Source organism: Psychrosphaera ytuae (assembly GCF_017638545.1).
Taxonomy (GTDB): domain Bacteria; phylum Pseudomonadota; class Gammaproteobacteria; order Enterobacterales; family Alteromonadaceae; genus Psychrosphaera; species Psychrosphaera ytuae.
In genome coordinates this window covers 2,103,856-2,121,900 of the sequence record NZ_CP072110.1, presented here as the reverse complement: position 1 = coordinate 2,121,900, position 18,045 = coordinate 2,103,856, and the positions used below count along the sequence as shown (strand labels likewise).

The window sequence follows — 18,045 nt, the reverse complement described above, 5'->3', positions numbered from 1 at the left end:
TGGGCCCCTTTGTTTATTTATTATTAGAGTGAGTTGCGACTCTACAATAACCACCAGGTACAGCAATTATCATCCCCTGTATTTCCAAATCTAACAGCGCAATCAGTACCTTATCCATTGGCAAATTTGAACGCTCAGAAATGACATCAACAGGAGTAGTGTCATGATCAACACTAGCTAACAAAACTGAACCTGCCAACTCTTTTTTTACGTTTTGAGACGAGTTTTTGATCAGTAATTCGTACTCTTCTAAGATATCGGCAGTACAAGAAACTAATTTAGCACCGTCTCTTATTAAAGAATGGCATCCAGCCGATACCGCATTAAAAATATTGCCTGGGACTGCAAATACATCTCGTCCTTCTTCAAGGGCATGCCGCGCAGTAATTAAACTGCCACTTTTGGCGGCAGCTTCAACAACAACCGTTCCTAATGACATACCGGAGACGACTCTGTTTCGCCTAGGAAAATGGTATTTTTGAGGCGCTTCATCTGGAATAAACTCACTCACCAGCGCACCGCCTGTCTCCAAAATTCTTTGTGCTAGTTGTTGATGTCGCTTGGGATAAATGTGGTGGTGTCCAGCCCCCATTACCGCAATTGTTTGACCACTTTCTATCGCCGCTAAGTGAGCACAAGCATCAATACCCAAAGCCAAGCCAGATGTTATGACAAACCCTTGTTCAACCAATTCGTTCACCAAGTGCCTAGTCACTTGATTTCCATACGCAGTTGGAGTTCGGCTACCTACAAACGCAATTTGCGGCCGGTTTAATACTTCTAAATTACCTTGTACAAACAGTAAAATGGGCGGTCTCGAAGTTTGCTTTAAATTACTGGGATAGTGATCGCATTCGAGAGTAACTAATTGAATCTGCTCTTTGATTAACTGTTGATAGATAGGCAGTGAGTGGAGTTTGTAATTTACTAAAAAAGCTTGTTGCTCTGCGGATAAGTGACAGAGATGTTCGGCTTTAAACAGATCAAGTAAGGATGACAGGGATTGTGCGTATGTAGTTAATGAAGCAATCCCCAACTTGGGGCATTGTAAAAGAGCAAGCCATTTGAGTGCTTGCTCTTCGGATAGAGTTGTTTTCAAGATTACAGTACTCCATAGGGTTACCTACGATTGTGGAGTACTAACTTGATCTCCTACGTAAACGGGTGATTGATTTTTTGTGATAATGCCATAGCTAACCTTGTCGTAAACACGGAAGATCATCACTTGGCCCACACGCTCATATGGCATTTCGTAAATACCTTTGTCTTCTTCTGAACGAAGTAAATTTTTAACTTGGCCCACAAACTTCTCGTAGCGCGTTGCGTCTTCTTGGTATTTTGGTCCCAATCCTTGATCGACTACGGTCGGTGACTTGCGATTAACTGTCAAAATATGGCCTGGTTGTAATTGGTCCTGTTTGCCTTTGTTTAAAACGACAACCCCAAACTTAGTCACACCCGCTAAGTCAGAAGGTGTCGCAATAATAAGGCCGTCCATTTCCGTTGTAACAGGGCGCATTCTGAAAAACGCAGGTAAATCCTGTCCTTCTCTAATTGGCTTTACGACATCTCCTGCTCGTACTTCTTGTTTCGCTGTAGCAATGCGCAGTTTACCTGGTACGCCATTGTCGGGATCTCCCGAGCTAATTAAATCAGCAACAGCTACTAATACCGCCTCATATCCTAAGTTTTCTTCGGTTTGAGGGTCGATGTAGGATTTGCCTTTGCGGTAAATTGCAAATTTACGCTCAGCCCCAAGATCACCTTTAATATAGAGTAGGTCTCCGGGTAATGCTCGTTTCACAGTGCGATCTGTACCAAGCACATATGGAAGACCTTCTAGCGCATTGTCTTCAAGTGCCTGTTCGTAACTCAAAAATGGTTCAACAACATTAAGTGGCAATAAAGGGATGGGCTCGTCTCGTTTGTAACTCACACGTTTTTGAGGAGATAGTTTTAGTTGGCGCTTACCGAGAACTAATTGAGGCTTGCCCTCAGCGTCGTAAACTAATTTGATGTTGTCACCAGGGTAAATAAGGTGAGGGTTTTTTATCTGAGGATTAAATTTCCATAATTTCGGCCACAACCACGGATCATTAAGATAAAGACTCGAAATATCCCACAACGTATCTCCTTTTTTGACCACATAACTCTTCGGCGCACCTTCGCGAATTGTTAGGGTATCTGCAAATGATGGAGTTACGTATAGTGAACTAATTACAAGCATAAAAGTAATAATACTAATTAGTGCACGCATTCCCTTATTTCCTATTATTATTATTTGCAACATGTTGTTCTGTTAATAGTGAATCTAAACAGTTAAAATTACAAGCTAATCATGTTAATTGGCAAGGCATAGAAGAATTATGGCAATTTTAGATGTTGTTCGTTTTCCAGACGAGCGTCTTCGCACTGTTGCGAAACCTGTTGAAGAGATAAACGATGAAATCAAACAGCTCGTTGACGATATGTTTGAAACTATGTACGACGAAAATGGCGTCGGTTTAGCCGCTACGCAAGTTGATCGCCACGTACGATTATTTGTAGCTGATTGTGGTGATGAAGAGCGCGAACCATATGCATTTATCAACCCGGAGATCATCAAAAAAGAAGGCTCGATGATTAACGAAGAAGGGTGTTTATCTGTTCCACATTGTTACGCAAAAGTAGAACGCGCTGAAAAAGTAACGGTCCGCGCTCAAGATCGCGATGGCAACACCTTTGAATTGGACGCAGAAGGCCTCCTTGCAATTTGTATCCAACACGAAAATGACCACTTAGACGGCAAACTTTTTGTTGACTACTTGTCGCCACTTAAACGTGAGCGAATCAAGAAAAAGCTAGCTAAAGAAGCTCGTTTAGCCGCTAAGCAATAAGAAATAGGATCACAATGTCAGCAACACCGCTAAAAATCATTTTTGCAGGTACTCCAGAATTTGCCGCGAAACACTTGGAGCATTTAATCGAGCAAAACTATGACGTTATTGCTTGTTACACACAGCCAGATCGCCCAGCAGGTCGAGGTAAAAAGCTTCAGCCAAGTGCCGTTAAACAAGTCGCATTAGCGAACGATATTCCGGTGTTTCAACCTCCTAGTCTCAAAAACGAAGAGGCGCAGCAAGAACTTGCTTCTCTCGGTGCTGACCTAATGATAGTGGTCGCCTATGGTTTGATTTTGCCTAAAGTGGTTTTGGATATGCCGAAGCACGGTTGTATTAATGTTCACGGCTCTATTTTACCTAAATGGCGCGGTGCCGCACCTATCCAACGCTCGGTGTTAGCAGGTGATCCGGAAACCGGTGTTACCATTATGCAAATGGATGTTGGGCTAGATACTGGTGATATGTTACACATAGAAACATGCCCAATTGAAAGTCACGATACCAGTGGGTCCATCTACGAAAAACTACAAGCGCTAGGTCCAAAAGCATTGATCAACACAGTTGACAAAATCGCTCAATCGGACATAACTCCAATCCCTCAGGACAATGATTTGGCCACATATGCTCACAAGCTGACCAAAGAAGAAGCCGAAATTAAATGGCAGGATTCAGCAGAGCAAATCGAACGTAACATTCGCGGATACCAACCATGGCCTGTTGCTACAATGCAACTCAATGGCAACACCATTAAGGTTTGGCAGGCGACATTGTTGCCTGAAACGTCCGACAAACCTGCAGGGACAATCTTACGCGCTGATAAGCAAGGCCTCGTTATTGCAACAGGCACGACACCGATTGCTATCACACAGCTACAACCGCCTGGCAAAAAGCCAATGTCCATTGCCGACTTTATCAACGGTCGCAGTGACTGGGTAACTCCGGGTACAGAATTATAATGAAAGCAACAAATGTAAGAGCGAAGGCCGCCGAAGTACTGCTGGCTGTAATGGATAAAGGTCAGTCTTTATCAGAAGCTTTGCCAAATGCACAAAAACAGATCAGCAGTAAGGACCATGCGCTTTTACAAGAAATGTGTTTTGGTGCTATTCGACTGTTTCCTAGATTTGATGCTATTACCAATCAGTTATTATCGAAAAAGATGAAGGGCAAACAACGTGTTTTTCATCATTTAATCATCATTGGTTTGTATCAGATTGAAGAAATGCGGATCCCAGAACACGCCTCCGTTGCCGAAACCGTACAAGCTGCTGTCGCTCTAAAAGCCAGTGGTTTAAAAGGCCTAATTAATGCCTGCTTGCGCAATTACATGCGCAACAAAGATGCCATCCTCAAGAAGATCAATAATGATGTCGTCGAATATTGTCACCCAAACTGGTTCATCAAACGTATCCAAGCTGCGTATCCGACTCAGTGGCAAGCCATTTTGGCTAACAATCTAAAACGCTCTCCAATGTGGTTGCGAGTTCATACTAATAATTGCGCTCTGGATCAGTTTGTATCTGAGTTAAAACAGCACGAAATTGGATGTACCCAACCGCTTCCGAGTGAAACGGCTATCTTGCTTGATAAGCCTATGCCAGTGGAAAAGATCCCAGGTTTTGAACAAGGCTGGTTTACTGTCCAGGACGGTGCTGCCCAACATGCCGCTTTGCTGCTAGAACCAAAAGACGGCGACGTCATCTTAGATGCTTGCGCCGCTCCTGGTGGAAAAACGTTGCACATTTTGGATATGGCAGAAACATCCGTGACAGCAGCAGATATAGATGAATCACGATTAGATAGAGTCAGAGAAAACCTAGCCAGACTTGGTGAAACGGCCTCTGTAATTTGCGGAGACCTGACACTGTCTCAAACCATTGGTGATAGAGAGTTTGACCGTATTTTGCTTGATGCACCGTGTTCAGCCACAGGTGTGATTCGTCGTCATCCAGACATTAAATGGCTACGTCGCTCAGAAGATATCGACAACCTAGCTACGGTACAAAAACAAATTTTACAAACCCTGTGGGGTAAGCTCAAGCCTGGTGGAACACTACTGTATGCTACGTGTTCTATATTACCGAGTGAAAATGTCGATTTAATGCGTGAATTTTTGGCCAGTACAGATAACGCCGAATTATCCTTGATTGATCACCCATTGAATCAATCAGAGTCAGCTGAGAATCCAGGCTGGCAAATTTTCCCGGGTGAGCATAATATGGACGGGTTTTATTATTGCCGAATTAAAAAACAACAATAAAGTCGAACTGTTGGCGAATTTTATATTATGAAAATTATTATCTTAGGGGCAGGCCAAGTAGGTGCCACATTAGCAGAAAACCTATCTGGTGAAGAAAATGACATCACCCTGGTTGATATTGACTCTGAGCCTTTAACAGCCCTGCAAGATAAGTTCGACCTTAATGTTGTCGTTGGGCATTGTTCTCACCCGGATATTTTGCGACAAGCTGGTGCTGAGGATGCACAAATGTTGATTGCGGTTACCCGCAGTGACGAAGTCAACATGATGGCCTGTCAGGTGGCCTACAGTATTTTTAATACACCAACTAAGATTGCTCGTATTCGCTCGCAAGAGTATTTGTTATACCGAGAGCAGTTATTTCAAAATAGTGACCTTCCTGTTGATGAGTATATTGCCCCAGAGCAACTCGTCACCAAATATATCAGCAGATTGATTGATTACCCCGGTGCACTACAAGTATTAGAATTTGCTAACGGCATCGTCTCGCTCGTTGCTGTAAAAGCCTATTACGGCGGTAAGCTGGTTGGTTATGCTATTTCTCACCTTAAAGAAAGCATGCCAGAACTCGAAACTCGCGTTGCGGCAATTTACCGCAAAGGCCAACCTATTAAACCTCTTGGTTCGACGGTTATTGAAGCAGATGACGAGGTGTTTTTTGTTGCGGCAACCAAACACATCCGCCGAGTGATGGAAGAGCTTCAAAAACTAGAGGACTCGTACAAGCGTATCACTATTGTTGGCGGTGGTAACATTGGTTGTGGTTTAGCCAAAACACTTGAAAAGCAATACCGCGTTAAACTGATCGAGCTTGACCCTAAACGCGCGGAAGAGATCAGTCAGTTACTCGAACACACCACTGTATTTGCCGGAGATGCCTCAGATCAAGAGTTGTTAATTGAAGAGCAAATTGATCAAACAGATGTGTTTATAGCAGTAACAAATGATGACGAAGCCAATATTATGTCGGCGATGTTAGCAAAGAGATTAGGCGCACAAAAAACCATGGTATTGATCCAGCGAAGTGCATACATTGAGTTAGTCCAAGGTAAAGATGTAGATATTGCGATATCCCCGCAACAAGCGACTATATCAGCATTATTAACCCACGTGCGACGCGGTGATATCTCAAATGTTTACTCGTTACGCCGTGGCGCCGCAGAGGCAATCGAAGCCATTGCGCGTGGTGACAAAAAGACGTCAAAAGTAGTAGGGCGTACGATTGAAGAGCTTAAATTGCCTCCTCAAACGACCATAGGTGCAATTGTACGAAATAATGAAGTCATCATTGCTCATGACAATACTGTTATCGAGACTGACGACCACGTTATTTTGTTCTTAGTCGATAAGAAATACATCTCTGAGGTGGAAAAGTTATTCCAAGTTACCGCCCTGTATTTCTAAACAGAGAGTTAACATTCAAATAACAAAAAAGCAGCGATAAGTCGCTGCTTTTTTATTTCTAAACGAATTATTTAAAGAGCTTTAAAACGTACTGCCATGCCGCCCGATGACGCCATTTTGATTGTCAAAACGTCTTTTGCAGTGACGGTTTTTGATTCAATCACATAGTCATATGGGTTGGTTTCCCAGTGTGCATTGTCACCGTCTCGATAAATTTGCGCTTCATAGGTTTTGTTGGCATCTAAAAACGTAAGAGAAACGTCAATTGAGCGTGCATCTTCGTTTGTTAACGCGCCTAAGAACCAATCATCCTCTGCGTATCGTTCTGTTCCTTTGGCTTTTCTGGCAATCACGACGTAATCACCTACCTCACCTGATATCGCCACACTCTCTTGCCAATCTGTAGGAACATCAATAATAAACTGGAATGCGTCCTTTTTAGCTAAGTAGTTCTCTGGTAAATCAGCCGCCATTTGAATTGGGCTGTACAGGACAACATAACTTGCCAACTGTTTTACTATGGTCGTCTGTGGACGGTTTTTGTCTGCTTCCAATCCATTAAAGCCCATATCGAAGATACCCGGGGTAAAGTCCATAGGACCTGACAGCATTCGAGTGAACGTTAACATTGGAATATGTGAAGGAGGGTTTGGTGGAGTCCCCCAAGCATTAAACTCCTGACCGCGTGCACCTTCTCGAGCAATCCAGTTTGGATACGTGCGGCGTAGACCTGTATCTTTTACCGGCTCGTGCGTATTGATACTGATCTTACGCTTGGCAGCTTCAGTCACATTGTACAAATACTCATTAACCATAAACTGACCGTCGTGCCATTCTTTGCGCACTATGCCATTTTCATCAATGCGTTTGATGTTGCCACCGTCTGCTACATAGCCTGTTTTAATTTGTTCTACGTTTAAACGTGCGTATAAATCTAATGCACCTTGCATTTGATCGCGATAGTTAGTGACGTTACCAGAGGTTTCGTGGTGACCGATTAGTTTAACGCCTTTTTCTGCACCATAGGCTGACAGTGCTTCAATATCAAAGTCAGGGTAATTTTCAGTAAAACTAAAAACGTCACCATTGAAGAACCAATCGCCATCCCAGCCGATATTCCATCCTTCAACTAGAACACCGTCAAAGCCATACTTTGAGGCAAAGTCCATAAAGTATTTAGTATTTTCGGTTGTTGCACCGTGGCGTTCTCCACTTCCCCAAGTAGACTTATTGATGTGCATTTCCCACCAAATACCGACGTACTTACCTGGTTTTACCCAAGACACATCACCAAGTTTGTTGGGTTCATTTAGATTTAAAATTAAATCTGAATTAATTAAGCCGACGGCACTATCCGCAATTTGAATGGTTCGCCAAGAAGATTGCAGACCATTGTTAGACTTCACTGCAACACCATCAGACCATGGAGTCAAATCAGCGACGTATTTACCAGTACGACGTTGATTCAACGTCATAGCGGCATAGTCAGTCAACGCAGCTTCATGAATACTCAGATGAATACCATTTTCCATTTTAAACGTTGCTGGAGTATGAATATGCGCGGCTTCAGGTACTTTAGTCTCGTTGTAAATGTATTCGTAGCGGTTCCAACCTCGGGCTGGGATCCAATATGCCGTTGTAGAGTCAGCGTTAGCGATACTAAATTCGGTTGACTCTTTTACTAACTCAATCTTTTCAAAGCCAGGTTGATTAGGAACCGTGTATCTAAACCCTAGTCCGTCGTTAAATACTTTAAATTCAAGCGTATATTGAGCGGATAGGTGTTTTGGTTGCTCATTAAATAGCTTCGCCAGCCAACTCTTTGGTTGTTGATGGTTGACAACTTGATCGTGACTAAGTGTCAGACGCACATAGTTATGATGATCGGATACCGTTTGGCGCTCACCCCATGGCTGTTGCCAAGTGGACTGAATAGAATCGCGTTGTGTGTCAGTAATTTTAAAACCTTCGGTGAAGGGAGCCTGCTCTTTAAAAACTAAGCCCAATAAAGAGGGGTCAATCACTGATTGGTCTTTATAATATACTCGGTACTCGGGCTGGGCGTTGTCATCACTCACTTCGACGACAATTTTACCGTCTGGTGATGTTACTTTTACCGTCTCCGCTAAAGCTGAACCACTTAACAAAAGCAGTAACATTGCTGAATTACGAAACATAATCTGTCCTGTTGTCTTTATATAATTTTTATAGGACAAGAATATAAGCGGAGCCGAATCAGTAACAGCTTGGTAAAAATTTTACATACGTATTCAAGGGATTAAGGAGATTTTTTCTAATCCACTGGAGATAAACGCCTCAATAGGACTTTAGTGTCTCGTCTAAGAGACTGGGTGAGCTCCTTTTCACCGCTTAACTTATTGCGCTGGATCAAATCAGGGTTAGCCAGGCCATGTTGAAACTTATCAGTGAGTAATGATAACCCGGATTGGTCATTTACTATTTGTAACGCCCACCGATGGGCCAATACACAACTATCAGCACTTCGAAATCCACTTGCAAAAACCTTTAAATCAAAACAGTGTTGTTCCGTAGACCATTGCTCAAAATGTTCGGTGTTTAACTTTAACCACCTTGTGCACATCTCTTCAACCCATGTATCAAGCTGCTCTGTACCAAAGTACAGGCCCCGTATCGCCAAGGCTTTCTCTGCTAGGTATGTCTGACAAAAACGTCTTTGCCAATAGTGCACCAATAACTTCAATTCCGATTTTGTCTGATCGTTTACTATCTGATCGGAGATCATTAAAACACTGTACTCTCCTGTAGACGTTTCCGGTTTTAAACCAAGGCGCACAGGCACAAACCCATTGTTACGCCAAAACTGAAGTAATGCCGGACTCAACCCAAAACTCGTCAACAACAAATCGGCTTTTTGGTGAGTAACGAGGTGTTCGGTTAACAACTTTAGTGCTGTTGAACCTATGCCATTACTTTGAAGATCAGGGTGAACAGCAATACGGGTCACTCTTGCAAAACGCAATTCACCTGCAGGCGTATATCCACAATGTGCGATTAGGGATTGACTTGATAAATGCCCTCGAGGACGCCTACGACCTTGTGCAATCGCACCAATTAGCTCTTGCTCAAACACTCCTTCATATGACAGCCAAACCGTAGCAACGACTTGATTTTCTGCATAAACGACAAACAGCTCCTGATCAGGGGCATCAAAAATAGCTCTCAAATCATTTGGTGAAGTTTGGTAGTGAGCATGCACTAACATTGAAAATATTGAGTCTAACACCTCACCACTAACCAACTGCTCTGAAGATATGGCCTGTAATCTCAGGTCCTTTGAATCTAATAACTCTGGTTGCGCTATGGTGGGGAGTTCAACATCTAGTTTTAGTGCTTTATTAATAAACTGCTCTAGGTGATCACCTGGATTCCAACGAATAGGCTGAGATAATGTCGTAGCATAAAACTCACAATGATTCGCCTTTGAGTGCGACTCTAACCAAGGCTGTAATTTGTAAAAGTAGCCGCGTCCTGTCCCTTCGTAACCGTGGACCGTTGTTGCAAGTACGAGCTTTTCTGTCTTTTGAGCGAGTCTCTTAATAACAGAAAGTGGGTAAGAAGCCGCTTCGTCAATAACAATTAAGTCCGAGTCTATGGGTTGTAACAAGAGTTGATCGGCACTGACAAAATTGAACATCAACTTCGCCTCTTCAACATGGTCTTTGTATAGGTGATGTTTGAGTACCGTTAGAGAGTCATTACTCGCACTGACAATCGCGATTTTTTTATTCGCCTTGTGCTTCTCAGTCACCTTTGTGATCTGCCTAAGCGTGATCCCCAATAAACTCGATTTACCTCTTCCTCGGTCCGCTGTTATTGAAATAATGACAGGTTCGTTGTTCATTAAGCGAGGAATTATTTCACTAGCTGCCATCGCCTGATCTTGAGTGATGTATAACGAATCCTGGTTTGATATAGGAGTATTCTTTACGGCCTTCGTCGCTGTGAGATTGCTAACAAACCGCTCTACAATGTTTGTATTGTCTAAGCAGTGGCCCTGCTCTTTAAGAAGAGACTCACTGAGCGAAAGGACCCCTTCACTCTGATCAATAACACTGAGGAAGTACTCAACAAAGTTGTTCGGAAGTGACTCTATGGTATGGGGATAAGATGCTATTCTTTGTGATTCTGGGTCGGCAAATGTACACCACTTCTCATCACTAAACGTAATTAAGATCAATAGCCCACCTAGGGTTATGGTTCCGGATAGTGCTGCGAGCGCCTCTAAATTAAACCCTTGGGTTAAATCCATTACCACAACATCGTATTCTTCACCTAAATATTGTCGGTACTTTTTGAGGCGCCATTCATTTTGTCGATTTAAGTTAGCACTTTGAAGGGACTCAGGCGCCAAAAACCAAGCGACGTTCTTGTCAGTAGAAGCAAAAAAGTTGTTTAAGGGTTCAACCGCCTTTCCTGTACCGTCGTCAATAATACGTAAAACGCCACGTTGCTGGTGGCGTTCTAATGCATCAAAAATGGTACTTAAACGGTTCATCTAAATAACGGTGAGTTTTGCATAAGTTGTAACAAGCCACTTGGCGCCAAACTGGTCAAAGTTAACTTGAATACGAGCGTTATCACCATCGCCTTCACAATTTAGAACCGTGCCTTCACCAAACTTTGCATGAGACACTCGTTGCCCTAACGAATACTGTGAACCACTGAACTTTACGTGACTGGCAGTGCTGCTTGAGCGACCACGAGAGCCGGTCGAGCTTGATGGCATACCAGACCCATACCCCATCGAACTTCCATAACCACTGCTACTACTTCGATAGGCAGGTTGGCGCGCCTGTGTAGTCAATTTTACTTGATATAAGCATTCTTCTGGGATTTCAGATATAAAGCGAGAAGGGCGGTGATGGTGTTCTTGACCGTACATACGGCGGGTCTCTGCGTAGGTAATAAACAATCGCTGACGAGCTCGAGTCATACCAACATATGCAAGACGACGTTCTTCTTCTAAACGCTCAGGGGCATCCGCGCTTTGTTGACTCGGGAACATACCCTCTTCAACACCGACTAAAAAGACCAGTGGAAACTCCAAACCTTTCGCACTGTGCAGAGTCATTAACTGAACAGCATCTTCATAGTCATCCGCTTGAGACTCACCCGATTCTAATGACGCATGAGATAAAAATGCAGATAAAATTGGCATTTCTTCCATGTTTTCATCGGGTTCATATTGCTTACATGCGGTAACAAGCTCTTCTAAGTTTTCTACTCGAGTTTGACCCTTTTCGCCTTTTTCTGCCTGGTACATAGCTTTTAAACCAGAGCTTTGGATGGCCTGATCTGCTTGCTCATGTAGCGGTAATTCGGAAATATCTGATTCGAGTTTATCGATAAGGTCGACAAATTTTTGTAATGAGCCACTGGCTCTTGCAGATAAGCGCTGTTCATTGATCAATCGGCTGCTCGCTTGCCACAGTGTGATACTTTGGCTTCTAGCGGCGTCACGAATAGTTTGTAGTGTTTTATCTCCAATACCCCGTGCAGGTGTGTTGATAACACGCTCAAATGCGGCATCATCATCGTGATTTGCGATCAAGCGTAGATATGCCAACGCATCTTTGATCTCCTGACGTTCGAAGAAGCGCAAACCGCCATATATACGATACTTCAGTCCAGCTTGTAACAACGCTTCTTCAAGTACACGAGACTGAGCATTGTTGCGATATAAAATAGCCGCATCCGACAGACTACCACCATCTTCTTGCCACTTTTTGATGTTACCAACCACAAAACGAGCTTCTTCCAACTCATTAAACGAGGAATATACCGCAATTGGATCTCCCTCTTTACCCTCGGTCCATAGATCTTTACCGAGGCGATCACTATTGTTTGAAATAACTGCATTTGCAGCTTTCAGAATATTGGCAGTAGAACGATAGTTTTGCTCGAGACGTATAGTTTCAACATTGTTAAAGTCTTTTTGGAAGTTGTGAATATTCTCAACTCTGGCTCCTCGCCACCCATAAATAGACTGATCATCATCACCAACAATCATCACGTAAGACGGCGGAGCCTCATCTGCAATTCCACCAGCATGACCACCTGATATCAATTGAATCCAAGCGTACTGAATACTGTTGGTGTCTTGAAACTCGTCGACGAGGATATGACGAAATCGCTTTCGGTAATGAGCCAAAATATCATCGTTAGACGCTAAGACTTCGTGGCTGCGCAATAGAATTTCAGCAAAATCGACTAAACCCGCTCGGTCACAAGCTTGTTGATAAGCCTCGTAGACCTTCAACATCATTTGTTCAGTTGGGTCAAAACTCTCAATGTGTTTAGGACGCAGGCCTTCGTCCTTCTTACCATTGATGTACCACATGATCTGTTTAGGCGGAAAGCGTTTTTCATCTATGTTTAAGCTTTTCAATAAGCGGCGAATCAAACGGTGTTGATCATCAGAATCAATAACTTGAAAGCTTTCTGGTAGTTTCGCTTCGCGATAATGAGTACGTAAAAATCGATGTGCCAACCCGTGGAAAGTACCAATCCACATACCATGGTTACTAAATTGAGAGCCAACCGTACCTTGTCCCATTAAAGACTCTAAACGGTGACGCATCTCTGTGGCGGCTTTATTGGTAAAAGTCACCGCCATTATTGAATATGGAGAAACATGTAGAGCTTTGATCAAGTAGCCAATCCTACTAATCAAAACTTTTGTTTTACCCGAGCCCGCACCAGCAAGAACCAACATATTTTGAGGTGGTGCCGTAACGGCTTCGTGTTGACGATCGTTAAGCTCGTTTAACTTTAATGACGCTGCACCGTGTAAATCTGGTTCCTGAGTAGGAATATAAACATCCATTATGTTACTGGGCCTTAAACTGGATAAAAAAACAGGTTTTGATTATAGCAGTTGTAGCAGTTCTTCCAAGTCCGAATATTCTCCCGTTGGTAAAGAAGCCTTACCCGTTAACTCAACATGCTCGGGATTGAACCAAAGGTGAGGACTTCCAGTATTCTGCGCTCCTTTTATATCCGTCAATAGGTTGTCGCCAATGTGGAGTAACTCGCTCTCTTTAATGTCCAACTCTCTGCATGCAGCCTTGAGCATATCTGGATATGGTTTCATTCTTAAACCGTTTTCACCAGCGCGATAGTAACTCACGAAATAAGGCGTTAGCCCCAATCGATGGATGTCGACATTGCCGTTTGTAATTGCAACAAGAGGGTAACGACTAGATAACTGTTTTAAAACTGCAAACACTGACGGCTCTATCGAGAAGTTTGAACGAGCTTGATAAAAAGCAGAAAACGCCTCATCAACCAAACGGTTGGTGAGCTCTTTATCTTGCGTATGGGCTTTTAAACCATGTGCAATGACTGCACGGCGCCACTCTGTAACATCGTGTTTAAGCGATGGGTTCTCATTTAGCACCTGCCATTTCAACGATAACCAAGGCGTGATTCCGGCCTCCTGAACACTAGGCAAATATTGACTTAATACGTCAAACTGAGCACGTTCCGCTTGACGGATGACTTCGTCGTTTACATAAAGTGTGTCGTCTAAATCAAAGCTAATGGCTTTTATCGGTGTTTCTATTTGTTTGTAAAAATGAAGGGGCACAATTACCTCAGAATAAAACAAGTTAATAACGTTACTTCTTACTTATCTTACTTTGGATTGGATCGGACTAAAACCTCTGCCACTTTCATTAAAGGTTATAGCTGTTGTTGTGTTTTTACGCAGTCTCTTCCAGCGTTTTTGGCTTTGTACATGGCTTGGTCAGCCCGCTTTAACAAGTCATCAATGTGTTCATTAATTTTAAATTGAGCAACACCAAAGCTTGCGGTCACTTTAAGGATCTTATCTTGGTGTAAAGTAGAATGATGATGAAACGCTTGACGTAAAATTTCGGCTAGTTTTCGGGCGTCTTCCAGATCACCATCTGGAATTAATATCGCAAATTCCTCACCGCCCATACGTCCAAATATATCGGATTCTCGTAATCGTTCTTCTACTAATCGAGAAACATCCACCAGAACTCGATCACCGACATCATGACCAAATTCATCATTAATGTGTTTAAACAAATCTATATCAAAATTAATGACACTTAGTGGATTGTGCTGACGTTGGGCACGTTTGACTTCTCTGTGTAAGTGCTCCATAAAACTTCGACGATTATCAATGTTGGTAAGGGTATCTGTCATTGCTAACCGTTTAAGGTCGATCTCTAATCGTTCTCGTTGCTGTATTTCTTGACGCAAACGATGATTATCAATATCGCGTTCTTGTTTATTAGCCCAATAGCGCCGAAAGTTCCGATGAATAGTGACAGTAATAGACCAAGCAAAGCCATTCGCTATCATTAGAAACGCAAAACAAAAACTCGATTTAGAACCAGATAAGTGTATTTCATGACGAACAAATACAATGGTCATCAGCGCGATGAATAAGGTAGTCAACAGTTGGTGGTGTAATCGCAACGGCGCATAAATAGAAATCAACAAGTTGACAAATACACTAGCCATTGTGATTTCGAGCAGGGTCACAGGTTCTGTTGTCCAATGCGTATACCCATAAAAAGACAAAAATAAATTAATTACAAAGACAACGGCATAGACAAATACAGCTTGGTCTAATGCTCGGACAGAGACGTTTTTATTTACATAAAAAAAGCACAAAAGACCGACTATGGGCACGACCATTTTTTGGGCGATGGAAAATTGAAAATACTTTGGCTCAATAAAGGTCAGTTGAAGATCGACCATCACAAAAATCGAATAAAAAAGCGAAAAGACAATGAAAGCACGGGCAATTGAGAGGTGATCAACTAAAAAGCGATCCGTCAAATATCGCTGTTCCATTTCTTGATCTTTAAACATGGGAGACCATCGCCTGAGACGAAAATCCCCAAGAGCCCATGAGTTCATAGTTAGTAAGTCCTTAGTTAAGAACTTAACTATAGCTTATCTTTTACGAACTTGGGTTTATCTAGCTAATTTCTGTTCTTAATTGCGTTAAAAAATCTTCCATAAACTCAACCCTCTGTTCAGCAATGCGTTTGGCTGTTGCTGTTTGAAGTGTCGTGGCGGTTTTAAATAGCTTCTCATAAAAATGATCAACGGCAGCAGTTTTGCTATCTGGCTGACGAGCCTGACAAAAAGGGTCGTGTTCGTTATACAATTTACTTCCCAACTTTCCAGCTACGGCATAACACCGAGCAACACCAACAGCACCAAGGCCATCAAGACGATCTGCATCTTGTACCACTTTGGCTTCAAGTGAGGTTGCAGTAATGTTTGCGCTGTAACTATGTGCCTCTACTGCATGAAATACCCCTGCCAATTTATTTTCTGGAAAGCCAATACTCGACAAAAACTCACAAGCCGCTTTTGCAGCAAAGCCACTAGCCCTTTTATTATCAGGATGATTTTTGGGGAAGGTAACACAATCGTGAAGCCAGGCTGCGGCTGTTACAACCCAGATATCAGCTTGCTCGTCCACAGCAATTTGCTTAGCGTTTTTTACCACGCGTTTGATGTGGTTAATATCATGTGCTGTATCGTGAACAACTTGCTCAAGCATAAACTTTTGACAAGCCTCTTCTAAAAAGTCTAATGATAACAATGATGATGGCTCATCACTGTTAAGTTTCGACTCAGATTGAACAGATTCACTTGTTTGGGATTTCAATGTCAGACCTTACTCTCTATAATTGAGGAATATGACTATTATGAGCGTTTGCCGTTTGATAGGCCACTCCAGAAATAGTTTCTTCAAGTATTTAAGGACTCTCTATGTCAACTTTTAAACGAATCAGTATTGTCGATGCCAAACAACTCATCGACGAAGGTAACGCCGCGGTTGCAGACATCCGCGATGAACAATCTTTTGCCGGCGGCCATGTTGAGGGTGCGTTTCACTTGACCAATGGGACACTTAATCAGTTCTGCCAACAGGTAGACTACGAACAAACCGTACTGGTATTTTGCTATCACGGTCACAGTTCTCAAGGCGCAGCACAATATCTTGTTGAGCAAGGTTTTGATGATGTATATAGCGTAGATGGTGGGTTTGAAATGTGGCGCCAAAACTTTCCATTTGTACAATCAGCTGAATAATCGTAACTCAAATTAGACGGGCGATAATGGAACCTATCGGACAACTTCCCAATTTAAGAGCAACAATGGCGCTTGCCGATTACCTCAAACTGCAAAATGTAGAGTTTGATGTTCGGACCGTTAAAGAACCAGAGCAAAACACCGAAAGCTTTATTATTTTTGTTGCCCCCCAGCATTATGAATTTGCCAGAGGACTTTATTTAGAATTTGTTCAAAATCCTCATGATGAGCGTTTTTTAAATGCATCTTGGCAAGTCGGAGAAGTCTCTAAAACTCAATCTTCAATGGGGCTGAGTTCTTTATTCAGCAATATTGCTCCCTTGACCAAATGGTCGAGCCTGGCGTTTGTCATCATATTTGTCGCCTCTTATTTGGGATTTTATCGAGAGATATTTACTGCGCTTCACTTTGATTTAAGTTGGTCTGAGCCATATCGCCTTTTTTCGCCAGCAATTATGCATTTAAGCCTACTTCACTTGGTCTTTAATTTAGCTTGGTGGTGGTATTTAGGTAATCAAGTCGAAAAAACATTAAGCGCCGGTACCTTAATTACGCTGTTTTTAATCAGTGCAGCGGCCTCTAACCTATTACAAGCTGTCATTGAAGGACCCAACTTTGCCGGCTTATCAGGTGTTAACTACGCTCTGGCCGGTTTCGCATGGGGATGTGGGGTATTCCATAAGTCTAAGATCCTAAACTTACCCAATAATTTATTTGGCTTCTTGATCGTCTGGATGGTCCTTGGTTTTACTGAGTGGCTGCCTATCAATATGGCCAACTGGGCACATTTAGGTGGCTTAGTTGCAGGCTTGGGATTGAGCCTGATATTAGTGAAATCAAAAAAAGGAGCTGTTTAGCTCCTTTTTACTTTTAAGTGACACTCGTCACATCAATGATATAGATATTTAGTAAAGATAAGATCTTTAATTAGCGGTTTACCAGTTTCTTTTTCCATCAGCTCTTGTAGCTTTTCTAAAATCAAAGTTCTGACTTCTTCTCTCCCTGTCATTGACTTAATTTTTTGCTCCGGCTGACGGATCAGAATATCAATCATTGCGTCTCTTAATAATGGAGAGTGGTGTTCAATCACAGGTACATTTTGAACGTCTTCAATCATCAACTCAGCGGTAATTCGAACAAAGCCGATTCTGCGCTTGTTACTGATGTAGTTGGTAATAATGTCTGGTTCAAAACCGTAATAACCAACATTTTTTTGCTCTGCGTGCGCTTCAAATGTCGTTAATGACATTATGAAAAACAAGGCGATTAGTACCCGCATTAAATCTATATCCTTCGCTTATTTTGTTTACTGTTGCTAATTCTAGTGAATTTAATAAGTTCTACCACCTTTTATTTTGAGCAATAGCA

15 protein-coding genes are annotated in these 18,045 nt (G+C 42.5%); 6 read left to right on the top strand and 9 right to left on the bottom strand.

What is annotated here, in order from left to right; translation table 11 throughout:
* Positions 1 to 13: 13 nt before the first annotated feature.
* A complete protein-coding gene (gene dprA / locus J1N51_RS09585; RefSeq protein WP_232842780.1) occupies positions 14 to 1,099 on the bottom strand; it encodes a DNA-processing protein DprA in 1,086 nt (361 codons plus the stop codon).
* A gap of 24 nt (positions 1,100 to 1,123) precedes the next feature.
* Entirely contained in the window at positions 1,124 to 2,257 is a 1,134-nt protein-coding gene (locus tag J1N51_RS09580) for a LysM peptidoglycan-binding domain-containing protein (RefSeq protein ID WP_208830778.1), read from the bottom strand.
* 109 nt (positions 2,258 to 2,366) lie between these two features.
* Here J1N51_RS09580 and def point away from each other — a divergent pair, with 109 nt between their 5' ends.
* The 4 genes from def to trkA are packed head-to-tail and all read left to right on the top strand — an operon-like array spanning position 2,367 to position 6,546.
* The gene (def, locus tag J1N51_RS09575) at positions 2,367 to 2,876 is read left to right on the top strand and encodes a peptide deformylase (protein ID WP_208830776.1); all 510 of its coding nucleotides are present in this window, start codon (positions 2,367 to 2,369) and stop codon (positions 2,874 to 2,876) included.
* Between the two features lie 14 nt (positions 2,877 to 2,890).
* Positions 2,891 to 3,838 carry a methionyl-tRNA formyltransferase gene (gene fmt / locus J1N51_RS09570; protein WP_208830774.1) on the top strand — a complete coding sequence of 316 codons (948 nt, stop codon included), beginning with the start codon at positions 2,891 to 2,893 and terminating at the stop codon, positions 3,836 to 3,838.
* Positions 3,838 to 5,142, top strand: a complete 1,305-nt coding sequence (rsmB, locus tag J1N51_RS09565) for a 16S rRNA (cytosine(967)-C(5))-methyltransferase RsmB (RefSeq protein ID WP_208830772.1) — start codon at positions 3,838 to 3,840, stop codon at positions 5,140 to 5,142. The genes fmt and rsmB overlap by 1 nt, the downstream gene beginning before the upstream one ends.
* 27 nt (positions 5,143 to 5,169) lie before the next feature.
* Complete coding sequence (gene trkA / locus J1N51_RS09560) at positions 5,170 to 6,546, top strand: Trk system potassium transporter TrkA (protein WP_208830770.1); 1,377 nt, start codon at positions 5,170 to 5,172, stop codon at positions 6,544 to 6,546.
* 71 nt (positions 6,547 to 6,617) lie between these two features.
* Here trkA and J1N51_RS09555 read toward each other — a convergent pair whose 3' ends face one another.
* The 6 genes from J1N51_RS09555 to J1N51_RS09530 all read right to left on the bottom strand — a co-directional run bounded on the left by J1N51_RS09555 (position 6,618) and on the right by J1N51_RS09530 (position 16,249).
* Positions 6,618 to 8,723, bottom strand: a complete 2,106-nt coding sequence (locus J1N51_RS09555) for a glycoside hydrolase family 97 protein (RefSeq protein WP_208830768.1) — start codon at positions 8,721 to 8,723, stop codon at positions 6,618 to 6,620.
* Positions 8,724 to 8,839: 116 nt separating this feature from the next.
* Positions 8,840 to 11,083 carry a GNAT family N-acetyltransferase gene (locus J1N51_RS09550; RefSeq protein WP_208830766.1) on the bottom strand — a complete coding sequence of 748 codons (2,244 nt, stop codon included), beginning with the start codon at positions 11,081 to 11,083 and terminating at the stop codon, positions 8,840 to 8,842.
* Positions 11,084 to 13,414, bottom strand: coding sequence for a DNA helicase II (gene uvrD, locus J1N51_RS09545; protein WP_208830764.1), 2,331 nt, complete (start codon positions 13,412 to 13,414; stop codon positions 11,084 to 11,086).
* Between the two features lie 42 nt (positions 13,415 to 13,456).
* The gene (locus J1N51_RS09540) at positions 13,457 to 14,176 is read right to left on the bottom strand and encodes an HAD-IA family hydrolase (RefSeq protein WP_208830761.1); all 720 of its coding nucleotides are present in this window, start codon (positions 14,174 to 14,176) and stop codon (positions 13,457 to 13,459) included.
* 95 nt (positions 14,177 to 14,271) lie between these two features.
* Positions 14,272 to 15,438 (bottom strand): GGDEF domain-containing protein, encoded by a 1,167-nt coding sequence (locus J1N51_RS09535; RefSeq protein ID WP_208830759.1) that lies wholly within the window; start codon positions 15,436 to 15,438, stop codon positions 14,272 to 14,274.
* Between the two features lie 109 nt (positions 15,439 to 15,547).
* Positions 15,548 to 16,249 carry an HD domain-containing protein gene (locus tag J1N51_RS09530; protein WP_232842779.1) on the bottom strand — a complete coding sequence of 234 codons (702 nt, stop codon included), beginning with the start codon at positions 16,247 to 16,249 and terminating at the stop codon, positions 15,548 to 15,550.
* A 104-nt stretch (positions 16,250 to 16,353) separates the two neighbouring features.
* Here J1N51_RS09530 and glpE point away from each other — a divergent pair, with 104 nt between their 5' ends.
* Both glpE and glpG read left to right on the top strand, forming a co-directional pair.
* On the top strand, positions 16,354 to 16,677 hold the full coding sequence (gene glpE, locus J1N51_RS09525) for a thiosulfate sulfurtransferase GlpE (protein WP_208830757.1): 324 nt from the start codon (positions 16,354 to 16,356) through the stop codon (positions 16,675 to 16,677).
* Between the two features lie 26 nt (positions 16,678 to 16,703).
* Positions 16,704 to 17,534 (top strand): rhomboid family intramembrane serine protease GlpG, encoded by an 831-nt coding sequence (glpG, locus tag J1N51_RS09520; RefSeq protein ID WP_208830755.1) that lies wholly within the window; start codon positions 16,704 to 16,706, stop codon positions 17,532 to 17,534.
* A 32-nt stretch (positions 17,535 to 17,566) separates the two neighbouring features.
* On the opposite strand, the gene J1N51_RS09515 is transcribed toward glpG, so the two are convergent.
* The gene (locus tag J1N51_RS09515; RefSeq protein ID WP_208830753.1) at positions 17,567 to 17,956 is read right to left on the bottom strand and encodes a flagellar basal body-associated protein FliL; all 390 of its coding nucleotides are present in this window, start codon (positions 17,954 to 17,956) and stop codon (positions 17,567 to 17,569) included.
* Positions 17,957 to 18,045 lie beyond the last annotated feature (89 nt).

Bases quoted from the DNA above. Each gene is read 5' to 3' on its own strand.
- J1N51_RS09580 (WP_208830778.1), bottom strand. From the start codon at position 2,257: ATGCGTGCACTAATTAGTATTATTACTTTTATGCTTGTAATTAGTTCA.
- def (WP_208830776.1), top strand. From the start codon at position 2,367: ATGGCAATTTTAGATGTTGTTCGTTTTCCAGACGAGCGTCTTCGCACT.
- fmt (WP_208830774.1), top strand. From the start codon at position 2,891: ATGTCAGCAACACCGCTAAAAATCATTTTTGCAGGTACTCCAGAATTT.
- rsmB (WP_208830772.1), top strand. From the start codon at position 3,838: ATGAAAGCAACAAATGTAAGAGCGAAGGCCGCCGAAGTACTGCTGGCT.
- trkA (WP_208830770.1), top strand. From the start codon at position 5,170: ATGAAAATTATTATCTTAGGGGCAGGCCAAGTAGGTGCCACATTAGCA.
- J1N51_RS09555 (WP_208830768.1), bottom strand. From the start codon at position 8,723: ATGTTTCGTAATTCAGCAATGTTACTGCTTTTGTTAAGTGGTTCAGCT.
- J1N51_RS09550 (WP_208830766.1), bottom strand. From the start codon at position 11,083: ATGAACCGTTTAAGTACCATTTTTGATGCATTAGAACGCCACCAGCAA.
- uvrD (WP_208830764.1), bottom strand. From the start codon at position 13,414: ATGGATGTTTATATTCCTACTCAGGAACCAGATTTACACGGTGCAGCG.
- J1N51_RS09535 (WP_208830759.1), bottom strand. From the start codon at position 15,438: ATGTTTAAAGATCAAGAAATGGAACAGCGATATTTGACGGATCGCTTT.
- glpE (WP_208830757.1), top strand. From the start codon at position 16,354: ATGTCAACTTTTAAACGAATCAGTATTGTCGATGCCAAACAACTCATC.
- glpG (WP_208830755.1), top strand. From the start codon at position 16,704: ATGGAACCTATCGGACAACTTCCCAATTTAAGAGCAACAATGGCGCTT.
- J1N51_RS09515 (WP_208830753.1), bottom strand. From the start codon at position 17,956: ATGCGGGTACTAATCGCCTTGTTTTTCATAATGTCATTAACGACATTT.